Source organism: Alsobacter sp. R-9 (assembly GCF_054612375.1).
Map to the genome: position 1 here is coordinate 124,219 of NZ_JBTSWJ010000011.1, position 15,635 is coordinate 139,853.

Annotated in this window: 17 protein-coding genes; 8 read left to right on the forward strand and 9 right to left on the reverse strand. The window is 70.5% G+C overall.

The window, feature by feature from the left end; all coding sequences use genetic code 11:
- Positions 1-65: 65 nt before the first annotated feature.
- The 5 genes from ACX9GQ_RS17845 to ACX9GQ_RS17865 all read right to left on the reverse strand — a co-directional run bounded on the left by ACX9GQ_RS17845 (position 66) and on the right by ACX9GQ_RS17865 (position 5,326).
- Positions 66-1,109, reverse strand: coding sequence for a YcjF family protein (locus ACX9GQ_RS17845; protein ID WP_459630924.1), 1,044 nt, complete (start codon positions 1,107-1,109; stop codon positions 66-68).
- Entirely contained in the window at positions 1,106-2,563 is a 1,458-nt protein-coding gene (locus ACX9GQ_RS17850) for a YcjX family GTP-binding protein (protein ID WP_459630925.1), read from the reverse strand. The genes ACX9GQ_RS17845 and ACX9GQ_RS17850 overlap by 4 nt, the downstream gene beginning before the upstream one ends.
- A 78-nt stretch (positions 2,564-2,641) precedes the next feature.
- On the reverse strand, positions 2,642-3,154 hold the full coding sequence (locus ACX9GQ_RS17855; protein ID WP_459630926.1) for a SixA phosphatase family protein: 513 nt from the start codon (positions 3,152-3,154) through the stop codon (positions 2,642-2,644).
- Position 3,155: 1 nt separating this feature from the next.
- Positions 3,156-4,001, reverse strand: coding sequence for an AAA family ATPase (locus tag ACX9GQ_RS17860; protein ID WP_459630927.1), 846 nt, complete (start codon positions 3,999-4,001; stop codon positions 3,156-3,158).
- A 29-nt stretch (positions 4,002-4,030) separates the two neighbouring features.
- Positions 4,031-5,326, reverse strand: coding sequence for a TIGR03862 family flavoprotein (locus tag ACX9GQ_RS17865; protein ID WP_459630928.1), 1,296 nt, complete (start codon positions 5,324-5,326; stop codon positions 4,031-4,033).
- 124 nt (positions 5,327-5,450) lie between these two features.
- On the opposite strand from ACX9GQ_RS17865, the gene ACX9GQ_RS17870 reads away from it, so the two are divergent.
- From ACX9GQ_RS17870 to ACX9GQ_RS17885, 4 genes are read left to right on the forward strand one after another with little or no spacing between them, the layout of a single operon-like run.
- Positions 5,451-5,792: a hypothetical protein gene (locus ACX9GQ_RS17870; RefSeq protein WP_459630929.1), complete on the forward strand. Its 342-nt coding sequence runs from the start codon at positions 5,451-5,453 to the stop codon at positions 5,790-5,792.
- Between the two features lie 52 nt (positions 5,793-5,844).
- Positions 5,845-6,135, forward strand: coding sequence for a hypothetical protein (locus ACX9GQ_RS17875; protein WP_459630930.1), 291 nt, complete (start codon positions 5,845-5,847; stop codon positions 6,133-6,135).
- A gap of 47 nt (positions 6,136-6,182) precedes the next feature.
- Positions 6,183-7,367 carry a vWA domain-containing protein gene (locus ACX9GQ_RS17880; protein WP_459630931.1) on the forward strand — a complete coding sequence of 395 codons (1,185 nt, stop codon included), beginning with the start codon at positions 6,183-6,185 and terminating at the stop codon, positions 7,365-7,367.
- Positions 7,364-7,969 (forward strand): hypothetical protein, encoded by a 606-nt coding sequence (locus ACX9GQ_RS17885; RefSeq protein ID WP_459630932.1) that lies wholly within the window; start codon positions 7,364-7,366, stop codon positions 7,967-7,969. Before ACX9GQ_RS17880 ends, ACX9GQ_RS17885 begins: the two co-directional genes overlap by 4 nt.
- A gap of 30 nt (positions 7,970-7,999) precedes the next feature.
- Here the strand turns inward: ACX9GQ_RS17885 and ACX9GQ_RS17890 are convergent, their stop codons facing one another.
- The 4 genes from ACX9GQ_RS17890 to dgcA form a co-directional block, all read right to left on the reverse strand.
- A complete protein-coding gene (locus ACX9GQ_RS17890) occupies positions 8,000-8,431 on the reverse strand; it encodes a universal stress protein (RefSeq protein WP_459630933.1) in 432 nt (143 codons plus the stop codon).
- 134 nt (positions 8,432-8,565) lie between these two features.
- Positions 8,566-9,342: an SDR family oxidoreductase gene (locus ACX9GQ_RS17895; RefSeq protein WP_459630934.1), complete on the reverse strand. Its 777-nt coding sequence runs from the start codon at positions 9,340-9,342 to the stop codon at positions 8,566-8,568.
- A 35-nt stretch (positions 9,343-9,377) separates the two neighbouring features.
- On the reverse strand, positions 9,378-10,241 hold the full coding sequence (locus ACX9GQ_RS17900) for a hypothetical protein (RefSeq protein WP_459630935.1): 864 nt from the start codon (positions 10,239-10,241) through the stop codon (positions 9,378-9,380).
- Between the two features lie 107 nt (positions 10,242-10,348).
- Positions 10,349-11,335, reverse strand: a complete 987-nt coding sequence (gene dgcA, locus ACX9GQ_RS17905) for an N-acetyl-D-Glu racemase DgcA (protein ID WP_459630936.1) — start codon at positions 11,333-11,335, stop codon at positions 10,349-10,351.
- Between the two features lie 108 nt (positions 11,336-11,443).
- On the opposite strand from dgcA, the gene ACX9GQ_RS17910 reads away from it, so the two are divergent.
- From ACX9GQ_RS17910 to ACX9GQ_RS17925, 4 genes are all read left to right on the forward strand, one after another.
- Positions 11,444-12,577, forward strand: a complete 1,134-nt coding sequence (locus tag ACX9GQ_RS17910) for an ABC transporter permease (RefSeq protein WP_459630937.1) — start codon at positions 11,444-11,446, stop codon at positions 12,575-12,577.
- A gap of 7 nt (positions 12,578-12,584) precedes the next feature.
- Positions 12,585-13,409 (forward strand): ABC transporter ATP-binding protein, encoded by an 825-nt coding sequence (locus ACX9GQ_RS17915; protein WP_459630938.1) that lies wholly within the window; start codon positions 12,585-12,587, stop codon positions 13,407-13,409.
- A gap of 7 nt (positions 13,410-13,416) precedes the next feature.
- Positions 13,417-14,940 carry an MCE family protein gene (locus ACX9GQ_RS17920; RefSeq protein WP_459630939.1) on the forward strand — a complete coding sequence of 508 codons (1,524 nt, stop codon included), beginning with the start codon at positions 13,417-13,419 and terminating at the stop codon, positions 14,938-14,940.
- A gap of 109 nt (positions 14,941-15,049) precedes the next feature.
- Positions 15,050-15,595 carry an ABC-type transport auxiliary lipoprotein family protein gene (locus tag ACX9GQ_RS17925; protein WP_459630940.1) on the forward strand — a complete coding sequence of 182 codons (546 nt, stop codon included), beginning with the start codon at positions 15,050-15,052 and terminating at the stop codon, positions 15,593-15,595.
- The last annotated feature ends 40 nt before the right edge of the window (positions 15,596-15,635 follow it).

The window sequence follows — 15,635 nt, forward strand, 5'->3', positions numbered from 1 at the left end:
AAAACATCAATGAAATCAGGAACAACAGCCTGGAATTGCGGAAGAATGCGCCGGTTGCAGACACTCTACCGGGCAGGCTTTGCCGGGCCTTCCGTCGAGAAGAGGATCGACGCCACGTCCGTGATGGTGGGCGGCGGCTCGGCGGCGAAGGGAAGCGGCCGGCACACGGCGATGGCGGACAGCCCGACCCGCGCCGTCAGCAGGCCGTTGAGGACGCCCTCTCCGAGCCGCGCCGAAAGTCGCGCGGCGATTCCGTGGCCGAGCACCTGCTGCACGAGCCCCTCCCCCACCGCCATGCCGCCGGTGACGGCAAGGTGCGCGCCGACGGCGCGCAGCAGGCGGAGGAAGCCCAGGACGCCCGGCCGGCCGCCGTAGATCTCCGAGATCCGCCGCACCAGCCGCAGCGCCTGCGCGGCCACGAAGACCAGATCGACGATGGCGCGGGGGGAGATGGCCGTCACGACGGAGACACGCCGCGCCGCCGCCATCACCGCCGCGCGAGCCTCATGGTCGAGCGTGACAAGGAGCTCGCGCTCCGCCAGCCGGATGAGGTCGGCACCATCGATGACGTCGTCGGAGGCGGCCGCGAGGCGCGCCCGGGCCCGTGCGGTGTCCGGCCGCCCGGCATAAAGCGAGTGCAGTTCGTCGAGCACGGCGCGCCCCGCCCGCCCGTCGTCCGACGCGAGGACCGCCTCTGCGCGCTCCTTCAGGCGCGCGATCGAACGAGCCCGCACGATCCCGGCGATCTCGCGCCCCGCGAGCACGACCACCGCGAGCGCCGCCAGTGCCGCGAGCGCCAGCGCCACTGCGCCGGCCACGGTATTGCGGGCGAGAAGATCGGTGATGAAGGCCTCGAGGCTCGCGCCGAGCCAAAGCAGCAGCAGACCGCCCAGCGAGCCCGCGAGCACGCCGCCCCACCCGAAGAGCCGCCGCCCGAGCCCCAGCTCGGCCTGGTGCTCCTCCTTGGCGACGACCCTGTCCTCCTCGCGCAGGAACGCGGCCTCGTCGTCCGTCTCCTGCAGCGTGAAGCCCGACGGTTCCGCAACCGGCGTCTCGGGAGGAGCCGACGGCTTGCCATCGAGACGGAAGGCCCGGGGCGCCTTGCTCATGAGAGGCGGTCTCCTGCCAGGAACTCGAGCGTCCGGTCGAGCCGGATGTGCGGCAGCGGCCCGGGGCCGCCATCGCTGGCGCGGGCCGTCATCGGCGGGCGGAAACGGACGAAGCGCAGCCCCGCACCGTCAAGGCCGGCCCGCGCCAGCGCCACCGCCGGATCAGCCGGCAGTTCGCCGGGGAAAACGGCCGCCTCGGCCACCCCGTCGAACGTGTCGCCGCCGATGGTCTCGCCGGCCAGGGGCACGCCGGCGATGGCGTCGATCTCCTGGCGGCGCTCCGTCAGCCTCACCTCGCGCGTGGCCCGCACGGAGGCGAGCGCCACGACGTCGACACGCGCGCCGAGGTGGAGAGCCCGCGAGCGAGCACGCTCCACGAGCAGTCCCAGAACGGCTTCCAGCCGGTCGTGGCTTGTGTGGTGAAGATGATCCGCCTTCGTTGCGGCGAAGAGGACGCGGTCGATGCGGGGGCGCAGCATCGACGAGATCAGTGAGTTGCGCCCGGTGCGGAACGCGCCGAGCACATCCTCCAGCGCCCGCTGCAGGTCGGCCACGGCGGCCGGCCCGGCGTTGAGCGCCGCCATCACGTCCACGAGCACGACCTGCCGGTCAAGCCGGGCGAAGTGGTCGCGGAAGAACGGCCGCACGACATGGTCCCGATAGGCCTCGTAGCGCCGCTCCATCATCGCGGCGAGCGACCCGCGGGAGCCCCCCTGCCCCTCCCCGAGGTCGACGGGCGCGAACGTCAGCGCCGGCGAGCCCTCCAGGTCCCCCGGCATCAGGAAGCGGCCGGGCGGCAGCGCCGAGAACGACAGGGGCTCGGCCCTCGCCGCGACCAGCGCGGCGCGGAACAGGTCGGCCAGTTCGCGCGCCGTGGTCTCGTCCGCCGGCCCGTCGGCCGGTGCCTCGGAGAGCCGGGCGAGGAACGGCGCCGAGGCGTCCGCCCGCTCCGGCAGGCGTGCGGCGGCCAGCGCCTCCCGCGACCACGTAGCGAAGTCCTTGTCCAGAAGGGCGAGGTCGAGAAGCCACTCGCCGGGATAGTCGACGATGTCGAGCGTCAGCGTCTTCGGTCCGGACGTCCACGACGTGCGGCTCTCATACTCGATGACCAGCCGCAACTCGGAGATGCGGCGCGTCGACTCTGGCCACCGGCGGTCGAGCCCCGCCGTCAGGTCGCGCAGGTGGTCCTCGTAGGCGAAGCGCGGCACTGCATCGTCCGGCTGCGGCGACAGCGTCGCCTTGCGGATCCGTCCCTCCGACATGGCCCGGAAGACGGGCAGGCGCGCCTGCCGCGTCAGCGCGTGCACCAGCGCCGTGATGAAGACCGTCTTTCCCGACCGGGAGAGGCCGGTCACGCCGAGCCGCAGGGTCGGGCTCGCGAGGTCCGTGACGCTGTCGGCGAACGCCTGCGCCGCGATCCTGAGGTCGAGAGTGATGTCGCTGAAGGACGGCAAAGGCGGGACTCAGTCCGTTTCCGGTCCCCGCAATGTGGGGATTGCAGGCCCGGTTGTCGACGGCGCCGCCCTGGCGGCTCAGTCCTCGTCGCCGCCCGGCGTCACGAAACGATCGAGGCGGCCCGCCCCGAACGCGATGTCGGCCCAGTTCTCGACCGGGATATCGACGACGGCGACACCCGAGGTCGGGAACTTCTGCCGCATGCGTGCGAAGGCATAGCGGTCGCCATGGCCCGTGAGGTCGCGCGCAAGTTGCGCCATGCCCGGATTGTGCCCGACGACCACCAGCGTCCGCACGGAAGCGGGGGTGCGCCGGACGATGGCCATGAGCGTGTTGGTCGAGGCGTCGTAGATGTCGTCCTCGAACTGCACCGGGACGGGGCCCAGTGCCGGCGCGGCCTGCTCCCACGTCTGCCGCGTGCGCAGCGAGGGGGAGACCAGCGCGAGGTCCGGCAGGATCTGCTCCTCGGCGAGATAACGCCCCGTTGCGGCGGCGTCACCCAGCCCCCGCTCCGCCAGGGCCCGGTCGAAGTCCGGCGCGGCGCCGTGCGGCACCGCCTTGGCGTGGCGGAAGATGACGAGGCGCTTCATCTCAGCGCCCCTCCCGCCTCGCGATGAAGGCGATGCGCTCGAACAGGTGCACGTCCTGCTCGTTCTTCAGGAGCGCTCCGTGCAACGGCGGGATGAGCTTCTTCGGGTCGTGCTCGCGCAGCGTATCGGGGCCGATATCCTCGTTCAGAAGCAGCTTCAGCCAGTCGAGCAGTTCGCTGGTGGACGGCTTCTTGCGAAGCCCGGGCGTCTCGCGGACCTCGAAGAAGATGCGCAGCGCTTCCCCCACCAGTCGCTTCTTGATGCCGGGGAAGTGCACCTCGACGATCCGCTCCATCGTCTCCGTGTCGGGAAAGCGGATGTAGTGGAAGAAGCAGCGGCGCAGGAACGCGTCCGGCAGTTCCTTCTCGTTGTTCGACGTGATCACGACGATGGGACGGCGCGCCGCCTTCACCGTCTCGCCGGTCTCGTAGACGTGGAACTCCATGCGGTCGAGTTCGAGCAGCAGGTCGTTGGGAAACTCGATGTCGGCCTTGTCGATCTCGTCGATCAGCAGCACCGGCCGCGCGTCGCTCTCGAATGCCTCCCAGAGCTTGCCCTTGCGGATGTAGTTGCGGATGTCGGAGACGCGGGGATCGCCGAGCTGGCTGTCGCGCAGCCGTGACACCGCGTCGTACTCGTAGAGGCCCTGCGCCGCCTTCGTCGTCGACTTCACGTGCCAGGTGATCAGCGGGGCCTTGAGCGCGGAGGCGATTTCCTCGGCCAGCACGGTCTTCCCGGTGCCGGGCTCCCCCTTCACGAGGAGCGGACGTTCCAGCACGATCGCCGCGTTGACGGCGACGGTGAGGTCTTCGGTGGCGACGTAGCTGTCGGTGCCCTGAAAGCGCATGCGGTTGTTCCCGTGAACGTCACCGCAACCTAGGACCCGCCCCTCCCCGCGGCAAGCGGCGCCGGGTGGGCCAGGGACAAGCGGCCCCCGCTCCTCAGCCATGCCAGCGTTCCGAGCCCCGCGGCGCGCCCCGTGGCGAGGCAGGCCTGCAGCAGGTAGCCGCCCGTCGGCGCCTCCCAGTCCAGCATCTCGCCCGCGACGAACACACCCGGCCGGGCCTTGAGCATGAAGGACGGATCGAAGGCATCCGCCGCGACTCCCCCGGCGCTCGAGATCGCCCGCTCCAGGCCCGCCGTCGCCACGAGCCGGACGGGGACGGCCTTCACGAGCGCCGCCAGCGCCGACGCGTCGGAAGGCAGCCGGCCCGTGGACTCGCGCAGGAGCCCCACGGCCGCGGGAGAGAGGTTCAGCCGCTTGCGCAGGCGGGTCGACAGGCTCTCACCCGGCCGCGCGGCGTCGAGGCGCTCGGCGAGCCGTTCGACGGTCTGGTCGGGCTTCAGGTCGACATGCAACGTCGCCGCGCCCTCGCCTGCGATGCGGTCGCGGATAAGGCCGGAGAGCGCGTACACGGCGCCGCCCTCCAGTCCGCCGGCGGTGATCATGATCTCGCCCCGCGACGAGCGGCCTTCGAGCGACAGCGCCACGCCCTTCACCGGCTGGCCCGCGAACCGCGCCGAAAAATCCGGGCTCCAGCGGGCGAGGAAACCGCAATTCGAGGGCGCGAAGTCGCTGACCGCGACGCCCCATCCGCGCAGGATCGGGACCCAGCCGGCGTCCGAGCCCAGTCGGGCCCAGCTGCCGCCGCCGAGGGCCAGGATCACGGCATCCGCATCCTCCACGATCTCTGTCCCTTCAGGACCAGATGCGAAGCGGAGCCGGCCGTCCGGATCCAGACCGATCCAGCGGGATCGGGTCCGGAGGGTCACACCGAGCTGGCCGAGCCGCGCGAGCCACGCCCGCAACAGCGGTGACGCCTTGAAGGCGACCGGAAAGACGCGCCCGCTCGATCCCACGAAGGTCTCCTGCCCCAGGCCCGCCGCCCAGACGCGGGTCGCCTCGGCGTCGAAGCCGCGGACGGCGGGCTCCAGCCACGGCATCGCGGCCCCGTAGCGGCCCAGGAAACGGTCCAGCGGCTCGGAATGGGTGAGGTTGAGGCCGCCGCGCCCCGCGATCAGCAGCTTGCGGGCCGGCGAGGGCATGTGGTCGTGCACGGTGACCCGCAGTTCGCCCGGTGCAGCGGCTGTTGCCAGCGCCTCCGCGGCCATGAGGCCGGCCGGCCCGCCGCCCACGACGGCGACGCGAAAGGGCGTCCTCGGTCCGCTCATCGGGCCACCTCCCAAGGCGGCTCTACCCGCCGCGCAATGCTCCGGCAAGGCGCACCGAGAACCGCCCGGCCGCTCCGGGCGTTGCCGGTCCACACCGTAAACCCGCCTCATCGCGGAGGATGTCATGCGTATCCTGCTTTTCCCCCTCGCCCTGCTGGCCATCGGATTCGCCGCGCCCGCATCTCCGGCCACGCCGATCTCGCCACCGGTCCGTGCACTCGTGGAGGCCGGCACATCCCCGACGCCCGTGCGCCATTACCGGCGGCATGGGCCGCGCTGGTCCTACTACTATGGCCCGCGCTACCGCGTGGCGCGGCCCTACGGCTGGCGCGACTATGACGGAACGCCCTTCAGTCGCCCCCCTTACACGTTCGGCTGGGGCTACGATCCGGGCAACAACGGGGGCGGGCCCTACTACAATCGCCGCCGTCTCCCGCCGAGCTCCGGCGCCCGGGAGGGGTTCTGAACCTTGACAGGACGGGTTGGCGGGGCCACCTGACCGCGTTGGGAGGCCTGTCATGATCAGGATCATCAGCGGCTCGTCCACCGGCCGCATCGGGACGGCGACCATTCCGGGCTGGGCCGTCGGGCTCGCCGGCGCGGCCGCCGTGGCCATCGGCCTCGTCATCCTCGTGCTGGGGCTGGGGATCGCGCTCGTCCTCGCCCCCATCGCCATCGGCGGCGCACTCATCGCGCGCTGGCGGCTGAAGCGCGCCTTCGACGAGGCCGCAGCCGACCTCGAGCGGCGCGAGGCGCCCGCCGGCGTGATCGACGCCGACTACCGCGTCATCGACGACCGCCGGCCCTGAGCGGCCGGCGGCTTGTCGAGGGCCCGCATCCGGCCGACAATCGTGCCATGTTCCTGACCTTCTTCTCCAACCTGCGCGACGCGAAGGTGCCCTGCACCTTGCGCGAGTATCTCGTGCTGATGGAGGGGCTCGAGAAGTCGGTGACAGACCTGTCGCCCGACGGCTTCTACCACCTTGCGCGCACCTGCCTCGTCAAGGACGAGCGCAACCTCGACAAGTTCGACCGCGTCTTCTCCCAGACCTTCCGCGGCATCCTGTCCTCGCCCGCCGAGCAGGGGGAGGCGGAGATCGCCGGCATCCCCGAGGAGTGGCTGCGCAAGCTCGCCGAGAAGCACCTGACCGAGGAGGAGAAGGCGCAGATCGAGGCGATGGGCTGGGACAAGCTCTGGGAGACGCTGGAGCAGCGCCTGCGCGAGCAGAAGGGCCGCCACCAGGGCGGCAACAAGTGGATCGGCACGGCCGGCACCTCCCCCTTCGGCGCCTACGGCTACAACCCGGAGGGGGTGCGCATCGGCCAGGAGGGCAACCGCAACTTCAGGGCGGTGAAGGTCTGGGACCAGCGGGAGTTCAAGGACCTCGACGACACCGTCGAGCTGGGCACACGTACCATCAAGATCGCGCTGCGGCGCCTGCGCAAGTTCGCCCGCACCGGCGCGGCGGAGGAACTCGACCTCGACGCCACCATCCGCGAGACGGCGAGCCACGGCTTCCTCGACGTGCAGATGCGCCCGGAACGCCGCAATGCCGTGAAGGTCCTGCTGTTCTTCGACATCGGCGGCTCGATGGACTGGCACGTCGGCCAGGTGGAGGAACTCTTCTCCGCCGCCCGCGCCGAGTTCAAGCACATGGACCACTTCTACTTCCACAACTGCCTCTACGAGGGGGTCTGGAAGGAAAACCGCCGCCGCCGGCAGGACCTCACGCCGACCTGGGACATCATCCGCACCTATCCGTCGGACTACCGGGTGGTTTTCGTCGGCGACGCGTCCATGAGCCCCTACGAGATCGTCGCTCCCGGGGGCTCCGTCGAGCACTGGAACGAGGAAGCGGGCCAGGTCTGGCTGCAGCGTGTCCTCGGCCATTTCCCGCGCGCGGCGTGGATCAACCCGGTGAAGCCGACCCAGTGGGGTTACACGCAGTCGATCCAGATGCTGAAGGGCCTCATGGAGGGGCGGATGTTCCCTCTGACGCTGGAAGGCCTCGACGGCGCGATGAAGGCGCTGGCCCGGTGAGCGACGCGGCCGAGGCGGAAACCCGCGACATCACCGAGGATCCGGTCTACCGGCAGCGCCCGCGCCCGTTCGGGCCCGAGGTGACATGGCGGCTGGAGCCCGAGACGCTCTACGCGGACAGTGGCCTGCGCAACAAGCGGGTGCCTTACCGCGACATCGTCGCGATCCGCCTCACCTTCGCGCCCACCAACATCACGTCCCACGGCTTCAAGGCCGTCATCCGCCTCGCGGACGGCAAGACGCTGACCTTCGGGTCGCTGTCGTGGCGGACGTACTTCGAGGTCGAGCGGCAGGACGCCGACTACCGCGCCTTCGTCACCGACCTGGTGGCGCGCGCGGGGCGGGCCAATCCTGCGGTGGAACTCGTCGCAGGGAAGCCTCGGCCCGTCTGGCTCGCTGCAACGGCGGTGGGAGCCCTCACCGGCGCGGGGCTCGCCGCCGCGGTCCTGTGGGGCGCGACACAGGGTGCCTGGACGTTGTCGGCGCTCGCGCTGCTCTTCCTGGTGCCATTCGCGTGGCAGGCGTGGGGCATGGCGACCCGGAACCGGCCGGCGTCCTTCACGCCGGACGCCGTCCCCGACGCGGTGCTGCCGGGCGCCTGACGCGCCCGGCCGAAGACGCCGCGGCGACGATCAGGCCGGCTGGCGAACCACCAGCACCGAGCACTCGGCGTGCCGCACGATGGTGGAGGCGTTCGATCCGAGCAGATAGGTCGCCATGCCCGGACGGTGCGAGCCCACGATGATCAGGTCGGCCTCGACCTTCTTCGCCTCGGCGAGAACTTCGTTGTAGACCGAGCCCATGCGCACGCTGGTCGTGACCGACCCTTTCGGCAAAGCGACGGTGGCGGCGAGGTCGGCGATCTCCTTCTCGCACTGGCCCTGCTGCTCCTCGTCGAAAGACGGGGGCACGTACTCCATGAACGTCACCGGCATGATCGAGCGGACATAGACCAGCCGCACGTTGGCGCCGGTGATGGCGGCGAGCGCGACCGCCTTGTCGAGCGCCGGGCGGGACACCTCGATCTCGGCGAGATCGACGGGAACGAGGATGTGCTTGAACATGGGGGACCTCCTGTAGCCGGTTGCACGACGACCCTAGGACCAGCGGCCAGGGTCGACCTTGCGACAGGTCAACGTCGACCGACCCAGCCCCGAATGCAACCTGGAGCTGGGCCGTGCCGTCGCGGCCCGCGGCCTCACACGACGGTGCGGAAGGCGCCGCCGTCGATGAGGATGCTCTGGCCCGTGATGTAGCCCGCCTGCTGGCTGGCGAGGAAGGCGCACAGTTCGCCGAATTCCTCGGAGTTTCCGAGGCGGCGCGCGGGGATCGTCGCGATCCGCTCCTGGGTCACCGTCTGGGGATCGACGCCGCGCAGGTCCGCCATGCGCTTCGTCCCGCTCCGCAGCCGGTCCGTGTCGAAGGCGCCCGGCAGGATGGCGTTGACGGTCACGCCCGCGTGGGCGACCTCGCGCGCGACACCGGCGAGAAAGGCCGTCAGGCCCGCACGGGCGCCAGAGGACAGATCCAGGCCCGTCAGCGGCGTGCGCACGGAGGCGGACGTGATGTTGATGATGCGGCCGAACCCGCGCGCCATCATCCCGTCGATGACCCGCTGGATCAGTTCGATCGGCGTGACCATGTTCTGGATGACGCCCTCGATCATTGCCGGCCGGTCGATCTCCCGGAAGCCCTTCGGCGGCGGCCCGCCGTTGTTGTTGACGAGGATGTCCGGCTCCGGGCAGGCCGCGAGAAGCGCATCCTGGCCGGCGCGCGTGCTGACGTCGGCGACGACGGGGATAATCCGCGCGCCCGTCGCCTCGAGTTCACGGGCCGTCGCGTTCAGCACCTCGGCGTTCCGGCCGTTGATGACGACCTCGCAGCCCGCCAACGCGAGCGAGCGTGCGCAGCCCTTCCCGAGTCCCTTGCTCGAGGCGCAGACGATGGCCTTGCGGCCGGCGATACCCAGATCCATGTGCGGTCTCCCGTGCTTGGCGATCCCCTTCCCGCTCACGAGAAGAGGGCGATCTTGTCCTCCGTCGACAACGCGTCGATCGCGGCGAAGGGCGCCGCGCGCGGGTCGAGGCGTTCGGTGCGCGGCGCCGGATCGGGCCGCGGCTGGGCCGGTGCGGCCGGAAGGGCCGCAGGCGCCGGCGCAGGCTGGCGCGGGTGGCGTGCCCGCTGCTCGACGAAGGCGATGTCGTCCTTGATCCGCGCCGGTGCCTGGTCGAGCACCGTCCCACGGCGGTTGTCGGGCGAGGCGACAGGCGCCATCGTCTCGATGACGGCCACGTCCGACGACCACGAGTGGATGATGGCCTGGATGCGGCTCTCGACGAACTTCAGCGTCGCCAGAACGGACCGCAGGCGGTTCGTCGTCAGGGCGTGGTGATTGGAGGCGCGATAGATCTCCAGGGCCTGTCGGTTGAGATCGTCGAGGAGAACCGGATCGGCGCGGCCGTCGCGCAGCGACCACGCGATCTCCTGCACGTGCTCGGCGGCGTTGAACACGTCCGTGTCGGCCTTCTCGGCGGCTGCGAGGAGATCCTCGAACGCCCGTTCCGCGAGCGGCGGACCGGGGGAGCCCTCCGCGGCCTCCACGATCGAGCCCGCGATGTCCTTTCGGGCCCGCGCGACGTGATCGGCCATGTCGAGCAGCTCGCGCCGCAACCGCAGGGCATCGTCGCCCGGCTTCTCGCGCGTGATCGCCTGTTCGATGCGGTCGAGGGCCCTCAGCAGGGTGGTCGTGTCGGAATGGCGGTTGCGCCGCGCGTACTCCGTGAGGAACCAGCGGCCGCGTGCGGTCTCCATCACGGCCGCCTCGATGGCGTCGTAATCGGCGGCGGTCAGCGCAGGCGGCTTGTCCTCGGCCATGAAACCCCTGTCGGCGCCCGCCGGGCGTGGCGAATCGCGGTCAGGCCCCGCAGGGAGGCCTGCCGACACAGCACCACCGGGTGCCCCGTTCCGCAAGGGACCGCGGCTCATCCCCACAGCGCTCTCGACAGCGGATGCACGAGGCTTCCGTCGTACCGCAGGCCGCCCGGCCGGTCCTGCGCAAGCAGCAGCGGCCCGTCGAGGTCGACGAACCGCGCCTGCGGCGTCAGCAGCATGGCGGGTGCCATGGCGAGCGACGTGCCGACCATGCAGCCGACCATGACGTCGAGCCCCTCCCCCCGCGCCGCCGCGACGAGCGACAGCGCGCTGGTCAGGCCTCCTGTCTTGTCGAGCTTCACGTTGATCGCCGCGTAGCGCCGGGCGACCGCCGGAAGGGTGTCGATGCCGTGGGCGCTCTCGTCGGCACAGACGGGCACGGGCCACGACGTGCCCTCCAGCGCCGAGTCGTCCGCGGCCGGGAGCGGCTGCTCGACGAGGCGGACCCCTGCCTTCGCGCAAGCGTCGAACTGGCGCGCCAGCGTGGCCGCGGACCAGCCCTCGTTCGCGTCGACGACCAGTTCCGCATCGGGCGCCCCGTCGCGCACCGCCGCGATGCGGGCGGGATCGTCCTCTCCCCCGCCGAGCTTGACCTTGAGAATGGGCCGGTCGGCCGCCTTGGCGGCGCTCTCCGCCATTTCGGCAGGCGACCCCAGGCTGATCGTGAAGCATGTCGTGGCCGGCGACAGCCGGTCGATGCCGGCAAGCACGTGGGCGGGAACCCTCGCGACCTTGGCTTCGAGGTCCCACAGGGCGCAGTCGAGCGCGTTTCGCGCGGCGCCGGCGGGCATCGCCGCCACGAGCCCCTGCCGGTCGAGCCCGGCTTCGAGCAACGGCCGAACGGCTTCGATCTGGCCGGCGACGCTCTCGACGGTCTCCCCATAGCGTGCATAGGGCACGCACTCCCCGCGGCCCGCGGTGCCGTCCTGCGTCACCGTGACCACCAGGACGACCGCCTCGGTCCGCGATCCCCGCGAGATCGTGAAGCGGCCGGCGATCGGAAAACGTTCGACGGCGACGGTGAGGGTTCGGGCCATGGGCGCTCCGTCCGCGGCCGAAAGCCCCCGGGGGCTTGCTCGACTCGGTCCGGCGCGCACGATAGGAGTCCAACCCCGTGGTCTCAAGGGCAGGATCAGCGATCGCCGATGGCCAGCGCTCCGCAGTTCTCGATCGACAAGCATGGCGGGGAGGCGCGCGTGCTGCTCTCCGGCATGTGGACGTCGAGCGAGGGCGAGCAGGTGGAGGTCGCGGGGCTCGGCGTGGTCAGCGCCGCGGCGGGGAGCAGCAGCGTCCTCCTCGACCTCACGGGCGTGGAGCGGCTCGACACCCTTGGCGCCTGGGTCGTGGACCGCGCGCGTCATGATGCGGAACAGACCGGCTCGACCGTCCGCTATGTCGGGCTGCGCGAGGAGCACCGCATCCTGCTGCGGGAGGTGGCCTTCCACGACGTGGGGTCGGTCAAGCCGCCGGCCTCCTCGCCGGTGGTCGGCCTTCTTGCCGACGTCGGCGAGGCCGTGGTCGATTCGGGCAAGGACGTCGTGGGCGGCGTTTCGTTCCTCGGCGCCCTCGTCGCGGCGATGGGCCGCACGATCGTCCAGCCCTCTCGGTTCCGCTACACGTCCGTCATCTACCACCTGGAGGCGGTGGGCCTGCGCAGCGTGCCCATCATCACGCTCATCTCCTTCCTGGTCGGCTGCATCGTCGCCCAGCAGGGGATCTTCCAGCTCCAGAAGTTCGGGGCGACCGCGTTCGTCGTCGACCTGATCGGCATCCTCACCCTGCGGGAGCTCGGCGTGCTGCTGACCTCGATCATGATCGCCGGCCGCTCGGGCTCGGCCTTCACGGCCGAGATCGGCTCGATGAAGATGCGCGAGGAGATCGACGCCCTGCGCGTGATGGGCCTCGATCCCATGGAAGTGCTGGTGCTGCCGCGGATCATCGCGCTGATGATAGCGATGCCGCTGCTGACCTTCCTGGCCGACATCGCCGCGCTGTTCGGCGGCGGGGTCGTCGCCTGGGTCTACGGGAACATCTCGCAGGACGTGTTCCTGTCGCGCCTGCAGAGCGCCATCGGGCTCAACACCTTCCTCGTCGGCCTGATCAAGGCGCCGTTCATGGCGCTGGTCATCGGCGTCATCGCCACGATCGAGGGCCTCGCCGTGAAGGGATCGGCAGAATCGCTTGGCCGGCAGGTCACGTCCTCGGTGGTGAAGGCCATCTTCATGGTGATCGTGGTCGACGGCCTTTTCGCCATGTTCTTTGCGGCCATCCGGTACTGAGGGCGGGATGGCGCAAGGCAACGGCTCGACCCCACCCTCCCCCGCCGGATCGCGCGAGACGATCATCGAGGTCCGCGACCTCGTCGTCGCCTTCGGCGAGAAGCGGGTCATGAACGGCCTCGATCTCGACGTCTTCCGCGGCGAGATTCTGGGCTTCGTCGGGGCGTCCGGCGCCGGCAAGTCCGTGCTCACCCGCACGATCCTCGGGCTGGTGAAGAAGCAGTCCGGCTCGATCAGGGTGTTCGGGCAGGACCTCGACGCCCTCGCGCCGCCCGAACGGCGCCTCCTCGAACGGCGTTGGGGCGTGCTGTTCCAGCAGGGGGCGCTGTTCTCCTCGCTCAGCGTGAAGCAGAACGTGCAGGTCCCGATGCGCGAGTATCTCAAGTTGTCGGACCGGCTGATGGACGAGCTGGCGATCCTCAAGCTCGAGATGGTGGGACTGAAGCCCGATGTCGCCGAGAGACGCCCGTCCGAGCTTTCCGGCGGCATGATCAAGCGCGTGGCGCTGGCCCGCGCGCTGTCGCTCGATCCGGAGATCGTCTTCCTCGACGAGCCGACCTCCGGCCTCGACCCGATCGGCGCGCAGGATTTCGACGAACTGATCGCGACGCTGCAGAAAACGCTGGGCCTGACCGTGTTCATGGTGACGCACGATCTGGGGAGCCTCTATTCTGTCTGCGACCGCATCGCCGCGCTCGGCAACGGCAAGGTGATCGCCGCAGGATCCATCGAGACCATGCTGTCCTCGACGGACCCTTGGCTGCAGTCCTATTTCCACGGCAAGCGTGCCCAGAAGCTGGTGGGCGCGGCGCCCGCCGAGACCCACGGCTGAGGAGACGATGGAAACCCGCGCCAACTACGCCCTCATCGGCCTGTTCACGCTCGCGGTGCTGGCAGCGGCGTTCGGCTTCGTGTTCTGGTTCTCCGGCAAGGACGCGACGACCAAGCTCGTCACCTACCGGGTGATCTTCAACGGCTCGGTCTCCGGGCTCTCGCGCGGCGCACAGGTGCTCTACAACGGCCTGCGGGTCGGCGAGGTGACGGCGCTGCAGCTGCAGGCGGACGATCCCAGCAAGGTCGTGGCGCGCATCGACGTGGATGCCACGACGCCGATGAACGTCGACACGCGCGCCCGGCTGGAGTTCCAGGGCCTGACGGGCGTCGCCTCCATCCAGCTCTCGGGCGGGAGCCCCGGCGCCAAGCCGCTCGTCTCGACGGACGGCAAGCAGCCGCCGGTCATCTACGCCGACCGCTCGGACTTCCAGGACCTCCTCGAGAGCGCCCAGCGCCTCGCCAAGCGGGCGGACGACGTGCTGGCGAAGGCGGACGCGCTCTTCGCCGACAACGCGGGTTCGATCAGCCGCACGGTCCGCAACGTCGAGACGTTCTCCGACGCGCTCGCGCAGAACTCGCAGGGCGTGGCGCAGTTCCTGTCGTCCACCGGCAACGCCGCCGACAAGATCGCTGCCCTCTCCGTGGACCTGCAGCGCCTCTCCGAGAACATCGACCGGATCGTGAAGGGCGTCGACCCCGCGGACGTCGGCAAGATCATCTCCAACCTGCAGGAGGTCACGACGGCGTTCGCCCAGGAGAAGGACCGGATCGCCGGCATCTTCTCGGATGCCGCCACGCTGACCAGCCGCCTCAACCGATCGTCGCAGGTCCTCGAGTCGGCCATCAACGAGGCGAGCGACCTGTTCCGGGCGATGAACCCGGAGTCGGTCGGCCGCACGGTCCAGAACCTCGACCGCTTCACCGCCGTCCTCGGCAACAACGCCCAGCAGGTGGACGAGGTGCTGCGCAACACCAGCGAGCTCACCGCCAAGCTGAACAAGGCCGGCGACCGCATCGATTCGGTGCTGGCGGATGCCGGGTCGGCGCTGAAGTCGCTCGACGGCGCCCTCAAGGGCGTTGACGGCACGAAGGTGGCCCGCACGATCGACAACATCGACCGCTTCGCGACCTCGCTGGGCGCCAACAGCGGCAAGGTGGACGAGATCGTCCGCAACGCGACGGAACTCTCGGAGAAGCTCAACCGGTCGGCCGACAAGGTGGACGGGCTGCTCGCCAGCGCGGAAAGCGTCATCGGATCGCCGGAGACGAAGGGCGCCATCACGCAGATCAGCGAAATGGCCCAGTCGATCCGCAAGCTCGCCGACAACCTCGACAAGCGGACCGCCGAGATCACCGCCGGCTTCGGCAAGGTCACAGGGCCTGGCCTGCGCGACTTCGAGCAGCTGACGGCGGAGGGAAAGCGCACGCTCAACGAACTGAACCGCACGCTGCGCAGCTTCGAGAGCAATCCACAGCAGTTGCTTTTCGGCAGCAGGCCGTCCATCCCTGAATACCGAGGCAAGCCCTGAGTCCCCAAACCGCCCGGATCCCGCCCTGACCGCGCCCTCCCTCCATCGTCAGCCGTCACATCCCGGCGTCTCTTCGACGCGCCGCGGACTGCTGCTCGGCGCCTCTGCGGTGGCGGCGCTCGCGTTGGCCGGCTGCGGCTCGTTCCAGTCCCCGCCGGAGACCTTCGATCTCTCCGTGCCGGACGGCGCGCGGAAGGCGTCGCCCGGAGGGCGCCTCCTCGTCGTGGCCGAACCGGTGGCCCTCCAGACCCTGGAGTCGGATCGCATCCTCGTGCGCGGCGCCGACGGCTCGGTGAGCTTCCTGCCCGGCGTCCAGTGGTCGGACCGCCTGCCGCGCCTGCTTCAGAGCCGCATCGTCCAGAGCTTCGAGAACACTGGCCGCGCCGTCGGTCGCGCCGGCGGCGGCCTGTCGGCCGACGTGGCGCTGACCTCGGAGATCCGCTTCTTCGGGGTCCAGACCGGGGGCGGCGGCGCCCAGGCGGTCGTCGAGATTTCCGGCAAGCTGGTCGGCTCGGACGGCCGCATCCAGGCGCAGCGCGTCTTCCGCGCCGCCGCGCCGCTCCCCGCGGTTGACGGCCGCGCCGCGGCCGCCGCGCTCGATCAGGCGATGAAGCAGGTGCTGGCCGAGATCGTCCGCTGGGCCGGCCGGGGCTGAGAAGCGCCGCACCAGCCCTGGAGCACCAGCCCGGGAGCGG